Below are 18,703 nucleotides of genomic sequence, written 5' to 3'. Positions count from 1 at the left end.
CGTGTATTAGCGTTCCCGAATGCCTCTTGCGCAATACCGCGACAAGGCCATGATTGTGGATGAAACGGCAGGGACGAGCTGTTGACGCCACACATCGAAGCCAGCAAGGGTGACTACGCCGACATTGTGCTGTTGCCGGGCGACCCCCAGCGCGCCGAATGGATGGCCATGACATTCCTGGAGGCCCCGCGCTGCATCAACCGCCGGCGCGGGGCCCTTGGCTTCACTGGCCTGTTTCGTGGTCAGCCAATCAGCATCCAGGCGACCGGCATCGGCGGGTCCTCCTTTCTGATCTATGCGCATGAACTGCTGGACGGCTATGGCGTGCGGACCTTGATCCGTACTGGCACCTGCGGCGGGCTGACCGCTGACGTAAAACTGCGCAGCCTCGTCATCTCGCAATCGGTGCGGCCCGAAAGCGCCCGAAGCGGTCAGGTTTTCGGCCTCTATGACGCAGCAGCCGGGCCGGACCCGGCGCTGTTTGCTCGCGCATTGGCGAAGGCGGCCGAACTCGGCATCGACCATCGTGCCGGGTTGACGGCATGCAGCGACGTCTTCCACCATCCGGAGGGACGCGCCCGTTTTGCCGATGCGCAGGCAGCCGGCGCGCTGGCCGTGGACATGGAGACCAGTGCGCTCTATCGCATTTCCAGGCATTTCGGGGCCCGTGCGCTATCGATCTGCACGGTGGTCGACGATATCGACAGCGGCGAACAGACCCAATATGCAGAGCGCCAGGATCTTTTTACCGACATGACGCGGCTGGCGCTGGAAATCGCCGCCGCCGATCGGCCCGGTGCGTGATAGGCCCGCCGAGCCGCCCCAGTTCCTGATGCATTCCGAACACAAAGCCGGGGGGCACTTTTCTGGATCTTCAGGCGGCTTCCCATTTCGGCGGCATCTGGTCTTCCATGCCCGGCCGGTGGCTGCGCAGATAGAGCGCGCAGGTGGTGCGCAGCATGGAGGCGAAGTTGGGAATCTCGCCATTGATCTCGATGGCCTCGTCATAGAGTTTCGAGATGAATTTCGGCGTCGTCAGGTCCTGGCTTTCGGCGATTTCGTCGAGCAGTGCCCAAAACGTCGCCTCAAGCTGGATGCTGGTCGAATATCCGTCGATGCGGATCGACCGGTTGATCTGGCGATAACCTTCGGGGTCCTGGGCCGCAAATACCCTGCACATCCGACAACCTCCCACGTTCGTTGATTTTTGGCGTTGATTTTGGGTGGACAGATGCTTTTGCCGCCAGAGGCGACGCGGCCTTTGTCCCCAACAGCATTCTCCGGCAAAATCGGCTGAACAGCAATCGGACTTTCGTCCTTGCGATTGTCAGGCGAGTCGATCTTCGAAGCGTGGTAACCGGCTGCCACCATCTTTTGCCGTCGCCGCGCATAATCATCTTCGAAGCATCGAGTGGCGAGGACTGATTTGGCGAAGGCAATTCACACCATGATCCGGGTTCTCGACGAGACCCGCTCCGTCGATTTCTACAGAAATGCCTTCGGCCTCGATGTCGCCGAAAGGCTGGATTTCGACACGTTCACGCTCATCTACCTCAGCAATGCCGAGACGCAATTCGAAGTCGAACTGACCGTGAACAAGGGTCGGCAGGAGCCTTATGCGCTTGGCGATGGCTACGGCCATCTCGCGGTTTCGGTCGTCGATCTCGACGGCGAGCACGACCGGCTCGGCGCGCTCGGCCTCAACCCGAAGAAGATCGTCGAATTCAACCGTGACGGTTCGCTGATCGCACGCTTCTTCTTCATCGAGGATCCGGACGGCTACAGGATCGAGGTTCTGCAACGAGGAGGCAGGTTCCAGTAGAGATCGCGGCCGCGTGTGCGCGGCGCCAGCCAAGGCATCCCATGGATGCAACCAGCAAGCAGGGAGGAAAATATGGTCACGGTCTATGAAAGCAGGCCCGGGCTTTCGCGGCGCGAGCTTCTGAAGCGCAGCGGCGTCGGAGCCTTGCTCGTCATTTCCGGCAGCGCGGTCATCAGCCCGGAACATGCCTGGGGCCTCGAAACATCGGCGCTGAAGCCGGAGACGATGGCGACGCTGATCCAGATGGCGCGGGACGTCTACCCGCACGATCAGCTTCCCGACAAATAGTACGCCGTCGCGGTCAAGAGCCATGACGAGCAGGCCGGCAAGGATGCCGCACATAGGGATCTCATCGAGAACGGCATCGCCGATCTCGACAAGAGGTCCGGCAAGGGCGGCTACCGGAACCTTGGTTGGGAGGATCAGCGTGTCGCAGTGCTGAAGCAGGTCGAAGCCACGCCTTTCTTCCAGGCGGTGCGCGGGGGCCTCGTCGTCAGCCTCTACAACCAGAAGGAGGTCTGGCCAGTCTTTGGCTATGAGGGCGAATCCTATTCCAAGGGCGGCTATATCGCGCGCGGCTTCGACGACATCGAGTGGCTCTGAGCCGCTCCTCTCGTCACCCAGCAAAATCGAAATCATGGGAGGAAACCATGGCAGCAGCGTTTGATCTGAAAAACGACAATTTGGTCGTCATCATCGGCTCGGGAGCCGGCGGCGGCACACTCGGCAATGAACTCGCCCAGAAGGGCATCGACGTCGTGATCCTGGAGGCCGGCGCTCGCCACGAATTCGACGACTTCATCAATGACGAGTGGGACTCCTTTGCCCAACTCGCCTGGAAAGACAAGCGCACGACTTCGGGCGACTGGCGCGTGGCCAGGGATTTTCCGAACCTGCCGGCCTGGATCGTGAAATCGGTCGGCGGCTCGACCACGCACTGGGCCGGCGCTTCGCTGCGCTTCCAGGAGCATGAGTTCAAGACCGCCTCGACCTACGGCAAGGTGGAGGGCGCGAACCTGCTCGATTGGCCGGTGACACTGGCCGAGATGGAGCCTTATTACGCCAAGGCCGAAGCCAAGATGGGCGTCACCGGCACCAATGACTGGCCGAGGCTGCCGGGCAACAATAATTTCAAGCTGTTGAAGGCTGGCGCCGACAAGCTCGGCTACAAGGAATGCCACACCGGCAACATGGCGATCAATTCGGTCGAGCGTGACGACCGGATGTCCTGCCAGCAGACCGGCTTCTGCTTCCAGGGCTGCAAATGGGGCGCCAAATGGTCGACGCTCTACACCGAGATCCCGAAAGGCGAAGCGACAGGCCATCTCGAGGTGAGGCCGAACGCCATGGCCGTCAAGATCAACCATGACGCCTCGGGAAAGGTGACCGGCGTCGTCTATGCCGACAAGGACGGCAAGCTGCAGGAGCAGAAGGCCCGCATCGTCGCCGTCGCCGGCAATTCGATTGAAAGCCCGCGCCTGCTGCTCAATTCGGCTTCGAGCAAGTTCCCTGACGGCCTCGCCAATTCATCGGGGCAGGTGGGCAAGAACTACATGCGCCACACCACCGGCTCGGTTTATGCCATCTTCGACAAACCGGTGCACATGTATCGCGGCACCACGATGGCCGGCATCATCCGCGACGAGGCGCGGCATGATCCATCGCGCGGTTTCGTCGGCGGCTACGAATTCGAGACGCTTTCGCTCGGCCTGCCGTTTATGGCGGCCTTCCTCGATCCCGGCGCTTGGGGCCGCTCCTTCACCACCGCACTCGACCACTACGACCACATGGCAGGGCTGTGGATCGTCGGCGAGGACATGCCGCGCGAAGAAAACCGCATCACGCTGCATGCCGACGAAAAGGACGAGCACGGCATGCCGATCGCCGATGTGCATTTCGACGATCATCCCAACGATACGGCGATGCGCGATCATGCCTACAAACAGGCCACGGCGCTCTACGATGCGGTTGGAGCGACGCGTACTTTCCCGACGCCGCCTTATCCTTCCACCCATAATCTCGGCACAAACCGGATGAGCGAGAAGGCGGCCGAAGGCGTCGTCAACAAGCACGGCCAGACGCACGACATCAATAACCTGTTCGTTTCCGACGGCAGCCAGTTCACGACAGGCGCGGCCGAGAACCCGACGCTGACGATCGTCTCGCTGGCGATCCGGCAGGCCGATTACATCGCCAGCCAAATGTCAGCGAGAAGCATCTAGTTCCACCTCCCGACTGCCTGCTGGCGCGGAGCCCCGACCGGGGTTCCGCGCCATTTTTCTCGACTTTCAGCCCTTGGTGCAGGTCGAGGCGGTGAAGGCGCCGTCGGGCTGTCTCATGATGATGTCGAACGAGGGCGGGCCCTGACCATCCAGAGTTGCCTGAGTGAGGGACAACGAGTTGCCGCCGGCGGTGTAGCCGCCGAGCGGTCCCAGCCAGGAGATCACCCCATTTGCGTCCATCTGGTAATTGTAGCCCTGCTGGGCGGTCCCGAAGGTGACTGGGCCGGTATAGACGTTTCCCTTGATGGTGATGTCGCCGAGGTTGAGGAACATGCCGAGCAGGTAGACCTCGCAATGATAAATGCCGTCGGGCATCTTGCCGTCGCTGAAGTCGGCTCGCGCCGCCCCGGTCGCCGCCGCCAGAAACAATAGGCCGGTAGAGATGCGTGAAATTCCGGATGCCATGACGTCGCTCGGTTGAGGGGCGAACTTGCCCCATTTGTGTGCCGTACCGCAATATTTGTCGCGTGCGGCCCGCGTCCGGAGATCAAAATCTAGGCATTTGGAGAAATTGGACGAAAATTAGGCAAAAACCGTGTGCGCTGCGCAAATTTCCCTCAACCAATTTTTAACCGGCCCTCACGCTTTCTCTAAGCACGATATGTCAATCCACTGATAATATTGAGCATTAACTCCTTCCACGAAACCGCCTCGGCGATTGGCATGGGGGTTGCTTCGTAGTGTTGCGTTGCAATCAATCAGCTTGGGAGTGTCAGGCATGAGGGGTAATTTCTCGACAATAACAAAAATGTTTTCGGCGGGCGTGGTCGCTGCCGGCCTGTCGATGTCGGCGCCCGCGAAGGCGGCCGACGACACGATCAAGGTCGGCATCCTCCATTCGCTGTCCGGCACGATGGCGATTTCGGAGACGACGCTGAAGGATGCCATGCTGATGCTCATCGACGAGCAGAATGCCAAGGGCGGCCTGCTCGGCAAGAAGCTCGAAGCGGTCGTCGTCGATCCGGCGTCCAACTGGCCGCTCTTCGCCGAGAAAGCGCGCGAGCTGATCTCCAAGGACAAGGTCGCGGCGGTGTTCGGCTGCTGGACCTCGGTGTCGCGCAAATCGGTGCTGCCGGTGTTCTCGGAACTCGACAACATCCTGTTCTATCCCGTCCAGTATGAGGGCGAGGAGAGCGAGCGCAACGTGTTCTATACGGGCGCGGCGCCGAACCAGCAGGCCATTCCGGCCGTCGACTATCTGATGAGCGAGGATGGCGGCTCGGTGAAGCGATGGGTGCTGGAAGGCACCGACTATGTCTATCCCCGCACCACCAACAAGATCCTCGAGGCCTATCTGAAGGCCAAGGGCGTCGCGGCGGAAGACATCATGGTCAACTACACGCCGTTCGGTTTCTCGGACTGGCAGACCGAAGTCTCGGCAATCAAGAAGTTCGGTTCGGCCGGCAAGAAGACCGCCGTCGTCTCCACCGTCAACGGCGACGCCAACGTGCCGTTCTACAAGGAACTGGGCAACCAGGGCATCAAGGCCGAGGACATCCCGGTCATGGCCTTCTCGGTCGGCGAGGAGGAGCTTGCCGGTCTCGACACGGCGCCGCTGGTCGGCCATCTCGCCGCCTGGAACTACTTCGAGAGCGTCGACACGCCCGAGAACAAGAAGTTCATCGCCGACTGGCACAAGTTCATCAAGAACGACAAGCGCACCACCAACGACCCGATGGAGGCCCACTATATCGGCTTCAACATGTGGGTGAAGGCGGTCGAGAAGGCCGGCACCACCGATCCGGACAAGGTGATTGACGCCATGGTCGGCGTCTCGGTGCCGAACCTGACCGGCGGCTATTCGACGATGATGCCGAACCATCACATCACCAAGCCGGTGCTGATCGGTGAAATCCAGGCCGACGGCCAGTTCGAGACGGTCTCGCGCACGCCGGGGCTGGTGATGGGCGACGAGTGGTCGGATTACCTGCCCGACTCCAAGGACTTGATCTCCGATTGGCGGGCGCCTCTGTCCTGCGGCAACTTCAATGTCGCCACCGGCAAATGCGGCGGCAAGGGCACAAACTGATCCTCCCGGGCTGGACCTTCAGGTCCATGCCCATGACCGCGAGCGTCCGGACGGTTCCTTCGCCGTCCGGACGTCCAACTCAACCCTGAAGAGTCGCCTGACGCCGATGAACCTTTTCCGCGCACTTGGCCTGACACTGCTGTTCTTGCTGGCGACGCTGTCGTCATCGGGCGCCGGCGAAGCCGATCTGCGTGGCATCATCGCCAAGTTCGCCGCCGCCAAGGGTTTTTCGGAGACGGGAGCTGTCGTTCACGACCTGGCGGCGACCGGCGATCCGGCAGTGGAGCGGCCTCTTGCGGCACTCGCCGATGGCAATCTTTACATCCGCAAGATCGATTCCCTGGTCTTCGTCGGCAAGGAAGGCGGCGAACGGGTCCAGCTTTTCGACCCGCTGAGCGGTGAGCCATCCGGTGAAGCAGCCAAGGACGACATCACCAAGATCAAGGTCAACAACACGCTGCGCCGCACCATCCGCGATGCGCTGGGCACGCTGACGCTTGGCGCCAAGGATCCGGCCGTGCGGCTCGCCGCCGCCGACACCATGTTCAAGACGCCCGATTCCGCAAACATCGAGCCGCTCGACGCTGCGATCGCCAATGAGACGGTCGCCAGTGTCAAGACCTTGCTGGAACAGGCTCGTGCCGCGTCGATTCTGAGCTCGGATCGGCCTGATGCCGACAAGCTCGCGGCAATCGCCCTGATCGGCGCGCGCGGCGACCGCGATGCGGTATCGCTGCTCACCTCGGCAGGGGCCAATGCCTTGGGCGCAGTGCAGGAAGCCGCGACGGCGGCTATCGCCAACATCAATTCGACGCTGGCCCTGTGGGACGCCGGACAGAACATCTGGTATGGCATTTCGCTGGGCTCGGTGCTGCTGCTGGCAGCGATCGGGCTTGCCATCACCTTCGGCGTCATGGGCGTCATCAACATGGCGCATGGCGAGATGGTGATGCTCGGCGCCTACACGACCTTCGTCGTCCAGCAGGTGATCCGCACGTCGTTTCCCGGCCTGTTCGACTGGTCGCTGGTCATCGCGCTGCCACTTGCCTTCCTGGTCGCGGGGCTTGTCGGCCTCGCCATCGAGCGCGGCATTATCCGCTTCCTCTACGGCCGGCCGCTGGAGACGCTGCTGGCGACATGGGGCGTTTCGCTGATCCTGCAGCAGGCAGTGCGCTCGATCTTCGGGCCAACCAACCAGGAGGTCGGCAATCCCTCCTGGATGTCGGGTTCGTTCGATGTCGGCCAGCTTGCCATCACCTGGAACCGGCTCTGGATCCTGGTCTTCGCGCTTAGCGTCTTTGCCGTGCTGCTCTATGTGATGAAGCGCACCCCCTGGGGCCTACAGATGCGCGCCGTCACCGCCAACCGCCGCATGGCCGCCTCTATGGGCATCAGGACGCCATGGGTCGACGCGCTGACCTTCGCGCTCGGCTCCGGCATTGCCGGCATTGCCGGCGTGGCGCTCAGCCAGATCGACAATGTCTCGCCCAATCTCGGCCGCGGCTACATCATCGACAGTTTCATGGTCGTCGTCTTCGGCGGCGTCGGCAATCTGTGGGGCACGCTGGTCGGCGCCTTTTCGCTGGGCATCGTCAACAAGTTCCTGGAACCCTATGCCGGCGCCGTGCTCGGCAAGATCGTCGTGCTGGTGCTGATCATCCTGTTCATCCAGAAGCGCCCGCGCGGCCTGTTCGCGCTCAAGGGCAGGGCGGTGGAAGCATGATGTCGGGACGCTTCTTCGCCGCGGGCGCGGACCGCCGCATCGCCATCACCATTTTCATCCTGCTCGCGGCCGCGATCGTCGGCCCTCTGCTCAATCTTGCTGTGTCACCGACGAGCGCCTTCTACGTCCCGCCCTATATCGTGGCGCTGACCGGCAAATATCTCTGCTACGCGCTGCTTGCCTTGGCGCTCGATCTTGTCTGGGGCTATTGCGGCATCCTTTCGCTCGGCCACGGCGCCTTCTTCGCGCTCGGCGGCTACGCGATGGGCATGTATCTGATGCGCCAGATCGGCCCGCGCGGCGTCTATGGCAACCCGATCCTGCCTGATTTCATGGTATTCCTGAACTACAAGGAGCTGCCCTGGTTCTGGACCGGCTTCGACCATTTCTGGTTCGCCGGCCTCATGGTGCTCGCGGTGCCCGGCCTGCTCGCCTTCGTCTTCGGCTGGTTCGCCTTCCGCAGCCGCGTCACAGGCGTCTATCTCTCGATCATCACACAGGCGATGACCTATGCGCTGCTGCTCGCCTTCTTCCGCAACGACATGGGCTTCGGCGGCAACAACGGCCTGACCGATTTCAAGGACATTCTGGGCTTCAACGTCCAGGCCGACGTGACCCGCTCGGCGCTGTTCGCGGCCAGCGCGGTGATGCTTGCGCTCGGCGTCTTCGTCACCTGGGCGATCGTCGGCTCCAAATACGGCAAGCTGCTGATGGCGGTGCGCGATGCCGAAAGCCGCACCCGCTTCCTCGGCTGGCGGGCTGAGAATGTGAAGTTGTTCGCCTTCACGGTTTCAGCTGTCATGGCCGGCGTCGCGGGCGCGCTTTACGTGCCGCAGGTCGGCATCATCAATCCGGGCGAATTCGAACCCTCCAATTCGATCGAGGTGGTGATCTGGGCCGCGGTCGGCGGGCGCGGCACCATCATCGGGCCGATCATCGGTGCGCTGCTGGTCAACGCCGGAAAATCCTGGTTCACCGGCGTGCTGCCTGAACTGTGGCTGTTCGCACTCGGCGGCGTGTTCGTCGCCGTGACGCTGCTCTTGCCGAAAGGCATCATCGGCATGTGGGATAGCTGGCGCGGCAACGCCAAGGCACTGCGCGCGGCATCGTTGGCCGAGGAGGCCGGCGCCGATGGTGAAATCGCGCCGTCCAAAGTCGTGCAGGCGGCGGCCAGAACACCCGGCGAATGGTCCTCGTCCAGCCTCGAACCACAGCCGGCGGAGTAACGAGCGATGTCGAAGTCGAACACCATTCTCTATCTCGACGGCGTCTCGGTTTCCTTCGACGGCTTTCGCGCCATCAACAATCTGTCGCTGGTGCTCGACAAGGGCGAGATGCGCGCCATCATCGGCCCCAACGGCGCCGGCAAGACCACGATGATGGACATCGTGACCGGCAAGACACGGCCCGACGAGGGCGAGGTGTTCTTCGACGGCCAGGTCGATCTCACCAGGCATGACGAGGCCGAGATCGCCATGATGGGCATCGGCCGCAAATTCCAGAAGCCGACGGTTTTCGAAAGCCATACGATCGAGGAAAATTTGATGCTGGCGCTGAAGGGGCCGCGCTCGATCTTCCCGGCGCTGTTCCATCGACGCTCGCCCGCCGAGACGCGGCGGATCGATGACATCCTCGGGACCATCCGGCTCGGCGACAAACGCGACGAGCTCGCCGCCAATCTCAGCCATGGGCAGAAGCAGTGGCTGGAGATCGGCATGCTCCTGGCGCAGGACCCGAAGCTGCTGCTGGTCGACGAGCCGGTCGCCGGCATGACCGACGCCGAAACCGAGGAAACCGCGCGCCTGCTCAAGGAGATCGCCCGCGACCATTCAGTGATCGTCGTCGAGCATGACATGCATTTCGTGCGCGAGCTCGGCGTCAAGGTCACCTGCCTGCATGAGGGCTCGGTGCTTTCAGAAGGCACGCTCGATTTCGTATCTGCCGATGAACGCGTCGTCGAAGTCTATCTGGGGAGATGAGCATGGTTTGGCGGGTGCAATTCCATCGCTTCGATCTTGCCTTCCTTCGGTTCTGGAGAAGGCGCTGACATGCTCGAAATTTCCGATGCCACGCTCCACTACGGCGCCGCCCAGGCGCTGCGCGGCGTGTCGCTGAAGGCGGGCGCCGGCAAGATCACTTGCGTGCTCGGCCGCAATGGCGTCGGCAAGACCAGTTTGATGAGATCGATCGTCGGCCACCACAGGCTGACGAGCGGAAGCGTTGCCTTCGAGGGGAAGGCGCTCGACCGGAGCGCGGCGTATGACCGCGCCCGGTCGGGCATCGCATTCGTGCCGCAGGGCAGGGAGATCTTTCCGCTGCTCAGCGTGCGGGAAAACCTTGAATCGGGATTCTCGCCCCTGAAACGGGCCGACCGCAACGTGCCGGCGCATGTCTTCGAATTGTTTCCGGTGCTCAAGCAGATGCTTGGCCGCCGCGGCGGCGATCTCTCCGGCGGCCAGCAGCAGCAGCTCGCCATCGGCAGGGCGCTGGTGATGCGGCCCAAGCTTCTGGTGCTCGATGAGCCGACGGAAGGTATCCAGCCGTCCGTTATCAAGGACATCGGCCGCGCCATCCGCTATTTGCGCGACCAGGTCGGAATTGCGGTTCTTCTCGTGGAGCAATATCTCGACTTCTGCCGCGAACTCGCCGACGAGGTCAACATCATGGACCGCGGCCAGATCGTCCATACTGGTCCTGCCGAAGATCTCGACCGGGCGGATGTCAGGAAGTTCCTGACGGTGTAAATCCATCTCCTGATGAAAGATTGCTCAATCTTTCTTCAACACCCGCTGGCACGCTCAATACTACATGCTAGTCTTCTGATGGCTTTGTGAGTCGGCCGCTTCCGTATCAGTCTGGTTTGTCGCAGATCGAGGTGGGCGACGGGCAAGTTCCGCGCAAGCATGCGTTCCTAGCATCCTCCCTGCGATCTCTGTCGTTCAACGCGTTTGGGCATACAGGCCAAGGGGCAGCCATGGAACGTTACGTCGAGGACTACCAGAAGCGGCGGCTCACAGAGCGCGTCGACATCATCACAGCCATCAACATTCTGAAGTCCCAGGGCTATGACCACGACGAGCTGATCGAGGAGATCACCAAGGTCTTCTATGTCGACCTCGATGCCTTCAATGAAATTGTCATGGCGGCGTAAAAGCCGCATTCGGCCATTCAACAATGATGGGCACGGCATTGATGCGCTTGGTCAGCTAGCGCGCCGGAATGGAGAGGCGGTGACGCGGTTGCGGCCGCCGCGCTTGGCGGCATAGAGCGCCTTGTCGGCGGCGCTGAGCACCTTGTCGAAGCTCAGGCCCTCTTTGGTGCCGAAAGCAAAGCCGGCGCTGACGGTGCACGTCAGGGGACCGTTCTCGGTGTCGATGCGGCGCGCGGCGAATGAGGTTCGTATCGCCTCGGCCGTGTTTTCCACTGTTTCGGGCAAAGTCCGCTTCAACACCACCGCGAACTCCTCGCCGCCCATGCGCGCGGCGACATCGGTGGGGCGAAGGTTGCCGGCAAGCTCCTTGGCGAACACTTTCAGCACCTCATCGCCCGTCGCGTGGCCGAACTGGTCGTTGATGGCCTTGAAGCTATCGAGGTCGAACACGACCACGGCGGTGAAGGCGCCGACGGGAGAATCGCCAAAGAGGTCGAACAGCGCGCGGCGGTTGAGCAGCCCGGTCAGCTGATCCGTCAGCGCGTTGCGGCGATGATGCCCCGCCAGACGCCCCTGGTTGAGGGCCAGCGACAAGGCGCCGATGCCGGTCATGCTGGCGATGACGACGATGAGGCTGAGATCCTCGGCCCAGTTCGTCGGCGCATGGCTCAGGATCAGCTTGCCGTCCCATGCCAAAACCGTCGCGCAGAGCAGGAAGGACATGGCGGTCGCTGAATAGAGTGCGGCGGCGCCGATGGTAAGCGCTGGGGCCTCGGCGCGGCCCTTCCAGTATTCGGCGGCGGTTGCGAACAGGAGCAGGGCCGCGAACAGATTCTCGAACATGAAGCCGAGCCCGTCATAGCCGAGAGCCATGGGCGGCAGCGCCACTGCCAGCGAAATGCCGCTGCCGATCAAAACCCTGGGGATCGGCGAGCCGCCGCTTCTGAATTGGTATGCGGCGCCCAGCATCATGGAGAAGCCGACCAGCAGCAAGGTGAAGGTGGCGATGCCGAGGCCGCGCCTGGGCGCGTCGATATAGGCGTCATAGGTGAAGACCTCGCCCACCACCAGCATGGCGCTGAGCGCCCAGGTGAGCAGGAACTTGTCGGTGCGGGCGGTGAGCCATGTGCCGAACAACGTCAGGCTCAGGCAGGCAGCGGAGAAACCGACCGCCAGCAGAAGTGAGTTGTAGTCGAGCGACATGCCCCTCGTTCCTTGCCCGCGACGACCCTGCAGCCTGACGTTGCTGGAGTCATGACGCAAGGAAGTGTCGATAAGGTTACGATCGCGGCGAAAAAGCCAAGCTTGCACGGCGTTAGAGGACTACCGCCGACAGGAGCAGAACGGCACCGACCGCCATCATCAGCAGACCCGGCCAATTCTGTGACACGCCTAGGAAACCGAGGCCGCGGCGGCGTGGCTCAAGCGTCGGGGCCTGCGTTGCGAGATTTGGCATCCGTCGATCCGAAGCTGCAGGTGCCGGATCGCTGAGCCGTCCACGCCTGAGAGCTGCGCCCGCCGTATACACAACGCCGGCGACGATGAGAAACGCACCGATAAGGATGACAGCCATCCTTCCTCGCTTTTCTGGCGGTTTTCCCGCGCGGGAACCCGCCACCAAGGCAAAACGATGATGACGCCTTGAGGTTCCGACAGAGGCTGTTGACGCCGGCAATTCATGCAAATGGAGATAGCCGCAGAGGCTTGCCGCTTAGCTGGTTTCTGTCACTCGCTTCATCAGCGCCATGGCGCCGAAGGGCGCGCGCACCTTGCCCTCGGTGATGAAGTAGACGAACACGTCGCGCGGTTGCACCGGCGCGTCGGTGGCAGGGTCGGCGCGCCGCAAATCGGCCGGCTGCTTGCCTTCCGCCCAGACCTTGGCCCGCGCCGCCCATTCATCGAGGCCTTTTGGCGTGTAGCAGTCGGGATTGTCATCCGAGCCGGTCTGCAGCCGCGCATAGATGAAATCGCCGGTGATATCGGCGATATCAGGATATTTTGCGTGATCGGCATAGACGATGGCCGCCTTGTATTTGCGCGCGAGCGCCGGGAATTCCGGCACGATGAAACTGTCGTTGCGAACTTCGAGCGCGTGGCGCAACGCGATACCGTCTTGGCTTTCCGGCAACAACTTCAGAAACGCCTCGAAATCGTCGGGATCGAATTTCTTGGTCGGCGCGAACTGCCAAAGGATCGGTCCAAGCTTGTCGCCCAGCGCGGCGACGCCGGAGCCAAGGAAACGCATCATCGATTCACCTGCTTCGCCCAGCACGCGGCGGTTGGTGACGAAGCGGTTGCCCTTCAGCGAATAGACGAAACCGTCGGGGGCCCCATTGGCCCATTTGACGAAGGTCGGTTCCTTGAAGCTGGAATAGTAGGTGCCGTTGACCTCGATGCTCGGTACCTGCCGGCTGGCGTATTGCAACTGCTTGGCCTTGGGGAGTTTTTCCGGGTAGAAGGACGTGTCCCATGGCTCGAAGGTCCAGCCGCCCATGCCGGCGCGGATTGTTCCCGATTTGCTCATTGTCGTCCTCCCGTTTCAGAAATCTGGCCGCGTTCAGAAAAATCAGGCCGCCGTGACCTCGTCGACCGGCTTGGCCATGTCGACGAGCACCCATCCTGGCCGGTAGGGATTGGGCCGGCGACCCGTTTCGCGATAGCCGTAGGCCAAATAGAGCGCGATGTTGCGCTCCATTTTCGCATTGGTGTAGAGCCGCACCTCCGGCACGCCCCACAGGCGCGCCTGCTGATCCGCATGTTTCAACAATGCGATGCCGAAGCCCTTGCCCTGAAATCCTGGCGCCACCGCGACGGAGAAGATCATCGCGTGGTCTTCGTGCCGCTCCAGGACGATCAGCCCGGCCAGGTCGCCGCCACTCTCCAGCAGCCAGGCCTCGCCGCGTTCGATGCGCGGCGCATAGTCTTCGGTGACCGGGATCGGCGGCGCGCCCAACAGCGCGGTGTAGGGCGCGTAGGCATCCGTGGTCAGAGTCATGACGGCGGTGACATCCGGGGCGAGGGCTTTCCTGATCTTCATTCCGGAGATTCCCAACGCCAGCCCGCCATCACTCCGCTGCTTCGCGCTTGCCTCCGGGGCGTCGCTCCAGCAATTCCTTGAGGAATTGGCCGGTGTAGCTGCGTTTTTCGCGCACGATCGCTTCCGGCGTGCCGGAGGCGACCAGCTCGCCGCCGCCATCGCCACCCTCGGGGCCGAGGTCGAGCACCCAGTCGGCGGTCTTGATCACTTCGAGATTGTGCTCGATCACCACCACCGTGTTGCCCTGATCGACCAGTTCGTGCAGCACTTCCAGCAGCTTGGCGACATCGTGAAAGTGCAGGCCAGTGGTCGGCTCGTCCAGGATATAGAGCGTCTTGCCGGTCGCCTTGCGCGACAGCTCCTTGGCGAGTTTTATCCGCTGCGCCTCGCCGCCCGACAGCGTCGTCGCCTGCTGGCCGATATGGATGTAGCCGAGGCCGACCTGCTTCAGCGTGTCGAGCTTGTCGCGCACGCCGGGCACGGCGGCGAAAAAATCGACGCCTTCCTCGACCGTCATGTCGAGCACGTCGGCGATCGACTTGCCCTTGAACAGCACGTCGAGCGTCTCTCTGTTATAGCGCTTGCCGTGGCAGACGTCGCAGGTGACGTAGACGTCGGGCAGGAAGTGCATCTCGATCTTGATAACGCCGTCGCCCTGGCAGGCCTCGCAGCGGCCGCCCTTGACGTTGAAGGAGAAGCGGCCCGGCTGGTAGCCGCGCGCCTTGGCCTCGGGCAGGCCCGCGAACCAATCGCGGATCGGCGTGAAGGCGCCGGTATAGGTGGCGGGGTTGGAGCGCGGGGTCCGTCCGATCGGCGACTGGTCGATGTCGATGACCTTGTCGAGGAACTCCAAGCCCTCGATGCGGTCGTGCTCGGCCGGATGCTCGCGCGAGCCCATGATGCGGCGCGAGGCCGCCTTGAAAAGCGTTTCGATCAGGAAGGTCGATTTGCCGCCGCCCGATACGCCGGTGACGGCGGTGAAGGTGCCGAGCGGAATTTCGGCGGTGACGTTCTTCAGATTGTTGCCGCGCGCGCCGACGACTTTCAGGCGGCGGTTCTTCTTCGCCTCGCGGCGAACCGCTGGTGTCGCCACCTCGAGCTCGCCCGAGAGGTATTTGCCGGTGATCGAATTCGGGTTGGCCATCACCTGCTGCGGCGTGCCCTGGGCAATGATTTCACCGCCATGGATGCCGGCGGCCGGACCGATGTCGACGACGTAGTCGGCATGCAGGATGGCGTCCTCGTCATGCTCGACCACGATCACCGTGTTGCCGATGTCGCGCAGGTGCTTGAGCGTGTCGAGCAGGCGCGCATTGTCGCGCTGGTGCAGGCCGATCGACGGTTCGTCCAGCACGTAGAGCACGCCGGTGAGGCCGGAGCCGATCTGCGATGCCAGCCGGATGCGCTGGCTCTCGCCGCCCGACAGCGTGCCGGAATTGCGCGACAGGGTGAGATAGTCGAGGCCGACGTCGTTGAGGAAGCGCAGCCGCTCGCGGATTTCCTTGAGCACGCGCACGGCGATCTCGTTCTGCTTGTCGTTGAGCTGCGCCGGCAGGTCGGTGAACCACTGGTCGGCCTTGCGGATCGACTGTTCGGTCACTTCGCCGATGTGCTTGCCGGCGATCTTCACCGCCAGCGCTTCCGGCTTCAGCCTGTAGCCACGACAGGCCGGGCAGGGGGTGGCCGACATGAAGCGCTCGATTTCCTCGCGCATCCAGGCGGATTCGGTCTCTTTCCAGCGCCGCTCGAGGTTGGGGATGACGCCCTCGAAGGTCTTGGTCGTTTTGTAGGAGCGCAGGCCGTCATCATACTGGAAGGTGATCTCGCGCTCGCCGGTGCCGCGCAGGATGGCTTCCTGGGCTTCCCTGCTCAAATCCTTGAACTTGTCGCCGAGCTTGAAGCCGTAAGCCTTGCCGAGCGCCTCCAGCGTCTGCACGTAGTAGGGCGAAGTCGATTTCGCCCATGGGCTGACGGCGCCATCGCGCAGCGAGACGTTCTCGTCGGGAACGACCAGATTGGGATCGATGGCGCGCTGGCTGCCCAGCCCGTCGCAGGTCGGGCAGGCGCCGAACGGGTTGTTGAACGAGAACAGCCTGGGCTCGATCTCGGGAATGGTGAAACCGGAGACCGGACAGGCGAATTTTTCCGAGAACAGGATGCGCTCATGCGTCTCGTTCTTCGATTTGTTGACCGAATCCTCGCCCGTCTGACTGGCATCGAGCGGCTTGTCGGCGAACTCCGCTACCGCCAGCCCCTCCGCGAGCTTCAGCGCGGTCTCCATGGAATCGGCAAGGCGCGTTGCGAGGTCGCCACGCACGACGATGCGGTCCACGACCACGTCGATGTCGTGCTTGTATTTCTTGTCGAGTGGCGGCACATCAGCGATCTCGTAGAAGACGCCGTCGACCTTGACGCGCTGAAATCCCTTTTTCTGCAGCTCGAGCAATTCCTTGCGGTATTCGCCTTTGCGGCCGCGCACGATCGGCGCCAGGATGAACAGGCGCGTGCCTTCCTCGACCGCCAGCACGCGATCGACCATCTGCGACACCGTCTGGCTCTCGATCGGCAGCCCGGTGGCCGGCGAATAGGGTACGCCGACACGCGCGAACAGAAGCCGCATATAATCGTATATCTCGGTGACGGTGCCGACCGTCGAGCGCGGGTTCTTCGAGGTGGTCTTCTGCTCGATGGAGATGGCCGGCGACAGGCCGTCGATCTGGTCGACGTCCGGCTTCTGCATCATTTCGAGGAATTGCCGCGCATAGGCCGACAGGCTCTCGACATAGCGGCGCTGGCCTTCGGCGTAGATGGTGTCGAAGGCAAGCGACGATTTGCCGGAGCCCGACAGGCCGGTCATGACGATCAGGCTGTCACGCGGCAGGTCGAGATCGACATTCTTCAGATTGTGTTCGCGCGCCCCGCGAATGGAAAGATATTTATGGTCGGCCATTGCCGGTCGCCGCCTCAGATCTGGAATTTGTGGGATCGGCGGGTTTTCACCGGCCGTCCTCTATGTAGGTATTTTTGCCGCCGCGTCGAGAGACGCCACAATTCTCGACCAAGTCGTTTAACCGTCTTTCGGGCGGACGGGCAAGCGGAAAGAACAAAGACCGAACACGCTCCTGACAAAAGCGGTGGAGCAGGCGGTGTGGTTCCCATCAGGGGATATGTCGCTCGATCACATTTTTTCCGATCGGACATCGAGCGGTTGACGTCCCCGGCTGAGGGGAGCAGACTCCACACGTCAATGAAGCCGGCTGTCTTTCGATGGCCTCGCCGCCCAAAGGCTGCTTGCGAGACGCCGCGGGCTACTGCGATCAGTGCTTCTGACGACGATTGTCGCAACGGACACAGGAGTGGAGCATGACGCCACCGGACAGTCCCTTGAGGCTCCAGCAGTGATTGGAGCCGCGGCAGGCATGAATGCCAGGGAGACGCGAGCGCCTTCCGACGTGAACCTGCCGGATGCACCAAAATCAGAGACTACTGGTCGGATCGTCGGCTGAACGCCGCGAAGCATCCGAAATCGAAAGCCGGTAAAACATTCCCGGCGAAAGATTGGATTATAGATCCAGAAAAGCCCCGTCCGTTTGCTAAAAGCACGGCGGGGCTGCTCTTTTGGGGGAACGCGCAGGTACTGACGGCCCCGACATGTCAGCTACCGCGGCGGTTTGATGCCGCCGGCGCCGACATCGACCGCGATGCTGCCAGAAATCCTGACATCGGTATCGCCGATCTTGAACTGGCCGTTTCCGTTGGCGGGGAAGGCGTCATCGGGTTCGGGCTGCGGGGCCGGCTTGGCGATGCGATAATCGCCGGCCACACCGGGCAGGCTGCCTTTCTGGCTGTCGTCGGCAAAGGCGCCGCCGGCCAGCATGAGCGCACCGGCGACGGCGGTGACGGCAAGGCGCCGAGGTCGGAATGAGCGGCTGTCGATCATCTGCCGGTTATAGCGTCGCCCCGTCTAGGTGGCCAGACCGGCGGTCATCAAATCGCCGCATGGCGGGGTCGTCGCGGCTCAATTCATCGTGCTTGTGCTGGTCATGCCGCCTTTTTGCGGGTGTCGTAGACATGATCGACGAGACCCCAGGCCTTCGCTTCCTCGGCGGTCATGAAATAGTCCCGGTCGAGCGTGCGCTCGACCTCTTCATAGGTGCGGCCGCAATGGCGCGCATAGAGCTCGGTCATCTGCCGCTTGGTGCGCAGGATGCCTTCGGCGTGACGCTGGATGTCCGATGCCTGACCCTGGAAGCCGCCAAGCGGCTGGTGCAGGACGAGGCTGGCGTTGGGCAGCGCGATGCGCCGTCCCGGCGTGCCAGCCATCAGCAGGAACGAAGCCATCGAGGCGGCAAAGCCCATGCACACCGTCGACACCGGACAGCTGACATATTGCATCGTGTCGTAGATGGCGAAGCCGCTGGTCACCACGCCGCCAGGCGAGTTGATGTAAAGCGAGATCTCCTTGTCGGGATTATCCGATTCCAGCGACAGAAGCTGGGCGCAGACCAGCGCCGACATGCCGTCGTTGATCTCGCCGTTGATAAAGACGATGCGCTCGCGCAGCAGCCGCGAGAAAATGTCGAAGGCGCGCTCGCCGCGGCTCGACTGCTCGATCACCATCGGCACCAGATTGGCAAAACCGGTCATCGTCTCTCTCCG

18 protein-coding genes and 1 pseudogene are annotated in these 18,703 nt (G+C 62.5%); 10 read left to right on the top strand and 9 right to left on the bottom strand.

Annotation, left to right across the window (positions count from 1 at the left end; translation table 11 throughout):
• The first annotated feature begins 81 nt into the window (after nt 1-81).
• Entirely contained in the window at nt 82-804 is a 723-nt protein-coding gene (locus tag FJ949_RS21475) for a DeoD-type purine-nucleoside phosphorylase (protein WP_140498880.1), read from the top strand.
• Between the two features lie 70 nt (nt 805-874).
• Here FJ949_RS21475 and FJ949_RS21470 read toward each other — a convergent pair whose 3' ends face one another.
• Entirely contained in the window at nt 875-1,180 is a 306-nt protein-coding gene (locus tag FJ949_RS21470; protein WP_140498878.1) for a ribbon-helix-helix domain-containing protein, read from the bottom strand.
• Nucleotides 1,181-1,426: 246 nt separating this feature from the next.
• On the opposite strand from FJ949_RS21470, the gene FJ949_RS21465 reads away from it, so the two are divergent.
• From FJ949_RS21465 to FJ949_RS21455, 3 genes and pseudogenes are all read left to right on the top strand, one after another.
• Complete coding sequence (locus tag FJ949_RS21465; protein WP_140498876.1) at nt 1,427-1,822, top strand: VOC family protein; 396 nt, start codon at nt 1,427-1,429, stop codon at nt 1,820-1,822.
• Between the two features lie 72 nt (nt 1,823-1,894).
• Nucleotides 1,895-2,425 (top strand): annotated as a pseudogene (locus FJ949_RS21460) (gluconate 2-dehydrogenase subunit 3 family protein).
• 47 nt (nt 2,426-2,472) lie between these two features.
• Nucleotides 2,473-4,044, top strand: coding sequence for a GMC family oxidoreductase (locus FJ949_RS21455; protein WP_140498874.1), 1,572 nt, complete (start codon nt 2,473-2,475; stop codon nt 4,042-4,044).
• 66 nt (nt 4,045-4,110) lie between these two features.
• On the opposite strand, the gene FJ949_RS21450 is transcribed toward FJ949_RS21455, so the two are convergent.
• Nucleotides 4,111-4,509, bottom strand: a complete 399-nt coding sequence (locus FJ949_RS21450) for a hypothetical protein (protein ID WP_140498872.1) — start codon at nt 4,507-4,509, stop codon at nt 4,111-4,113.
• A gap of 313 nt (nt 4,510-4,822) precedes the next feature.
• On the opposite strand from FJ949_RS21450, the gene urtA reads away from it, so the two are divergent.
• From urtA to FJ949_RS21420, 6 genes are all read left to right on the top strand, one after another.
• The gene (gene urtA, locus FJ949_RS21445) at nt 4,823-6,133 is read left to right on the top strand and encodes an urea ABC transporter substrate-binding protein (protein ID WP_140498870.1); all 1,311 of its coding nucleotides are present in this window, start codon (nt 4,823-4,825) and stop codon (nt 6,131-6,133) included.
• A gap of 106 nt (nt 6,134-6,239) precedes the next feature.
• A complete protein-coding gene (urtB, locus tag FJ949_RS21440; RefSeq protein ID WP_140498868.1) occupies nt 6,240-7,856 on the top strand; it encodes an urea ABC transporter permease subunit UrtB in 1,617 nt (538 codons plus the stop codon).
• A complete protein-coding gene (gene urtC, locus FJ949_RS21435; RefSeq protein WP_140498866.1) occupies nt 7,853-9,082 on the top strand; it encodes an urea ABC transporter permease subunit UrtC in 1,230 nt (409 codons plus the stop codon). The genes urtB and urtC overlap by 4 nt, the downstream gene beginning before the upstream one ends.
• A gap of 6 nt (nt 9,083-9,088) precedes the next feature.
• Nucleotides 9,089-9,835, top strand: coding sequence for an urea ABC transporter ATP-binding protein UrtD (gene urtD, locus FJ949_RS21430; protein WP_140498864.1), 747 nt, complete (start codon nt 9,089-9,091; stop codon nt 9,833-9,835).
• Between the two features lie 69 nt (nt 9,836-9,904).
• Complete coding sequence (urtE, locus tag FJ949_RS21425) at nt 9,905-10,600, top strand: urea ABC transporter ATP-binding subunit UrtE (protein ID WP_140498862.1); 696 nt, start codon at nt 9,905-9,907, stop codon at nt 10,598-10,600.
• A gap of 230 nt (nt 10,601-10,830) precedes the next feature.
• Nucleotides 10,831-11,007, top strand: coding sequence for a hypothetical protein (locus FJ949_RS21420; protein ID WP_140498860.1), 177 nt, complete (start codon nt 10,831-10,833; stop codon nt 11,005-11,007).
• Between the two features lie 51 nt (nt 11,008-11,058).
• On the opposite strand, the gene FJ949_RS21415 is transcribed toward FJ949_RS21420, so the two are convergent.
• The 7 genes from FJ949_RS21415 to FJ949_RS21385 all read right to left on the bottom strand — a co-directional run bounded on the left by FJ949_RS21415 (nt 11,059) and on the right by FJ949_RS21385 (nt 18,691).
• Nucleotides 11,059-12,210 (bottom strand): GGDEF domain-containing protein, encoded by a 1,152-nt coding sequence (locus tag FJ949_RS21415; RefSeq protein ID WP_140498858.1) that lies wholly within the window; start codon nt 12,208-12,210, stop codon nt 11,059-11,061.
• A 112-nt stretch (nt 12,211-12,322) separates the two neighbouring features.
• A complete protein-coding gene (locus FJ949_RS30765; protein ID WP_140498856.1) occupies nt 12,323-12,580 on the bottom strand; it encodes a hypothetical protein in 258 nt (85 codons plus the stop codon).
• 138 nt (nt 12,581-12,718) lie between these two features.
• Nucleotides 12,719-13,531 carry a DUF72 domain-containing protein gene (locus FJ949_RS21405; protein WP_140498854.1) on the bottom strand — a complete coding sequence of 271 codons (813 nt, stop codon included), beginning with the start codon at nt 13,529-13,531 and terminating at the stop codon, nt 12,719-12,721.
• A 42-nt stretch (nt 13,532-13,573) separates the two neighbouring features.
• Nucleotides 13,574-14,044 (bottom strand): GNAT family N-acetyltransferase, encoded by a 471-nt coding sequence (locus tag FJ949_RS21400; protein WP_140498852.1) that lies wholly within the window; start codon nt 14,042-14,044, stop codon nt 13,574-13,576.
• A gap of 28 nt (nt 14,045-14,072) precedes the next feature.
• Nucleotides 14,073-16,994 (bottom strand): excinuclease ABC subunit UvrA, encoded by a 2,922-nt coding sequence (gene uvrA, locus FJ949_RS21395; protein ID WP_140498850.1) that lies wholly within the window; start codon nt 16,992-16,994, stop codon nt 14,073-14,075.
• A gap of 708 nt (nt 16,995-17,702) precedes the next feature.
• Entirely contained in the window at nt 17,703-17,984 is a 282-nt protein-coding gene (locus FJ949_RS21390; RefSeq protein ID WP_140498848.1) for a hypothetical protein, read from the bottom strand.
• Nucleotides 17,985-18,085: 101 nt separating this feature from the next.
• Nucleotides 18,086-18,691, bottom strand: a complete 606-nt coding sequence (locus FJ949_RS21385; RefSeq protein WP_140498846.1) for an ATP-dependent Clp protease proteolytic subunit — start codon at nt 18,689-18,691, stop codon at nt 18,086-18,088.
• Between the last annotated feature and the right edge of the window lie 12 nt (nt 18,692-18,703).

The sequence above is a fragment of the Mesorhizobium sp. B2-4-1 genome (genome assembly GCF_006442185.1).
In the GTDB taxonomy this organism is placed as follows: domain Bacteria; phylum Pseudomonadota; class Alphaproteobacteria; order Rhizobiales; family Rhizobiaceae; genus Mesorhizobium.
The sequence above is the reverse complement of the archived record's forward strand: the minus strand, read 5'-3'. Positions and strand labels throughout refer to the sequence as shown.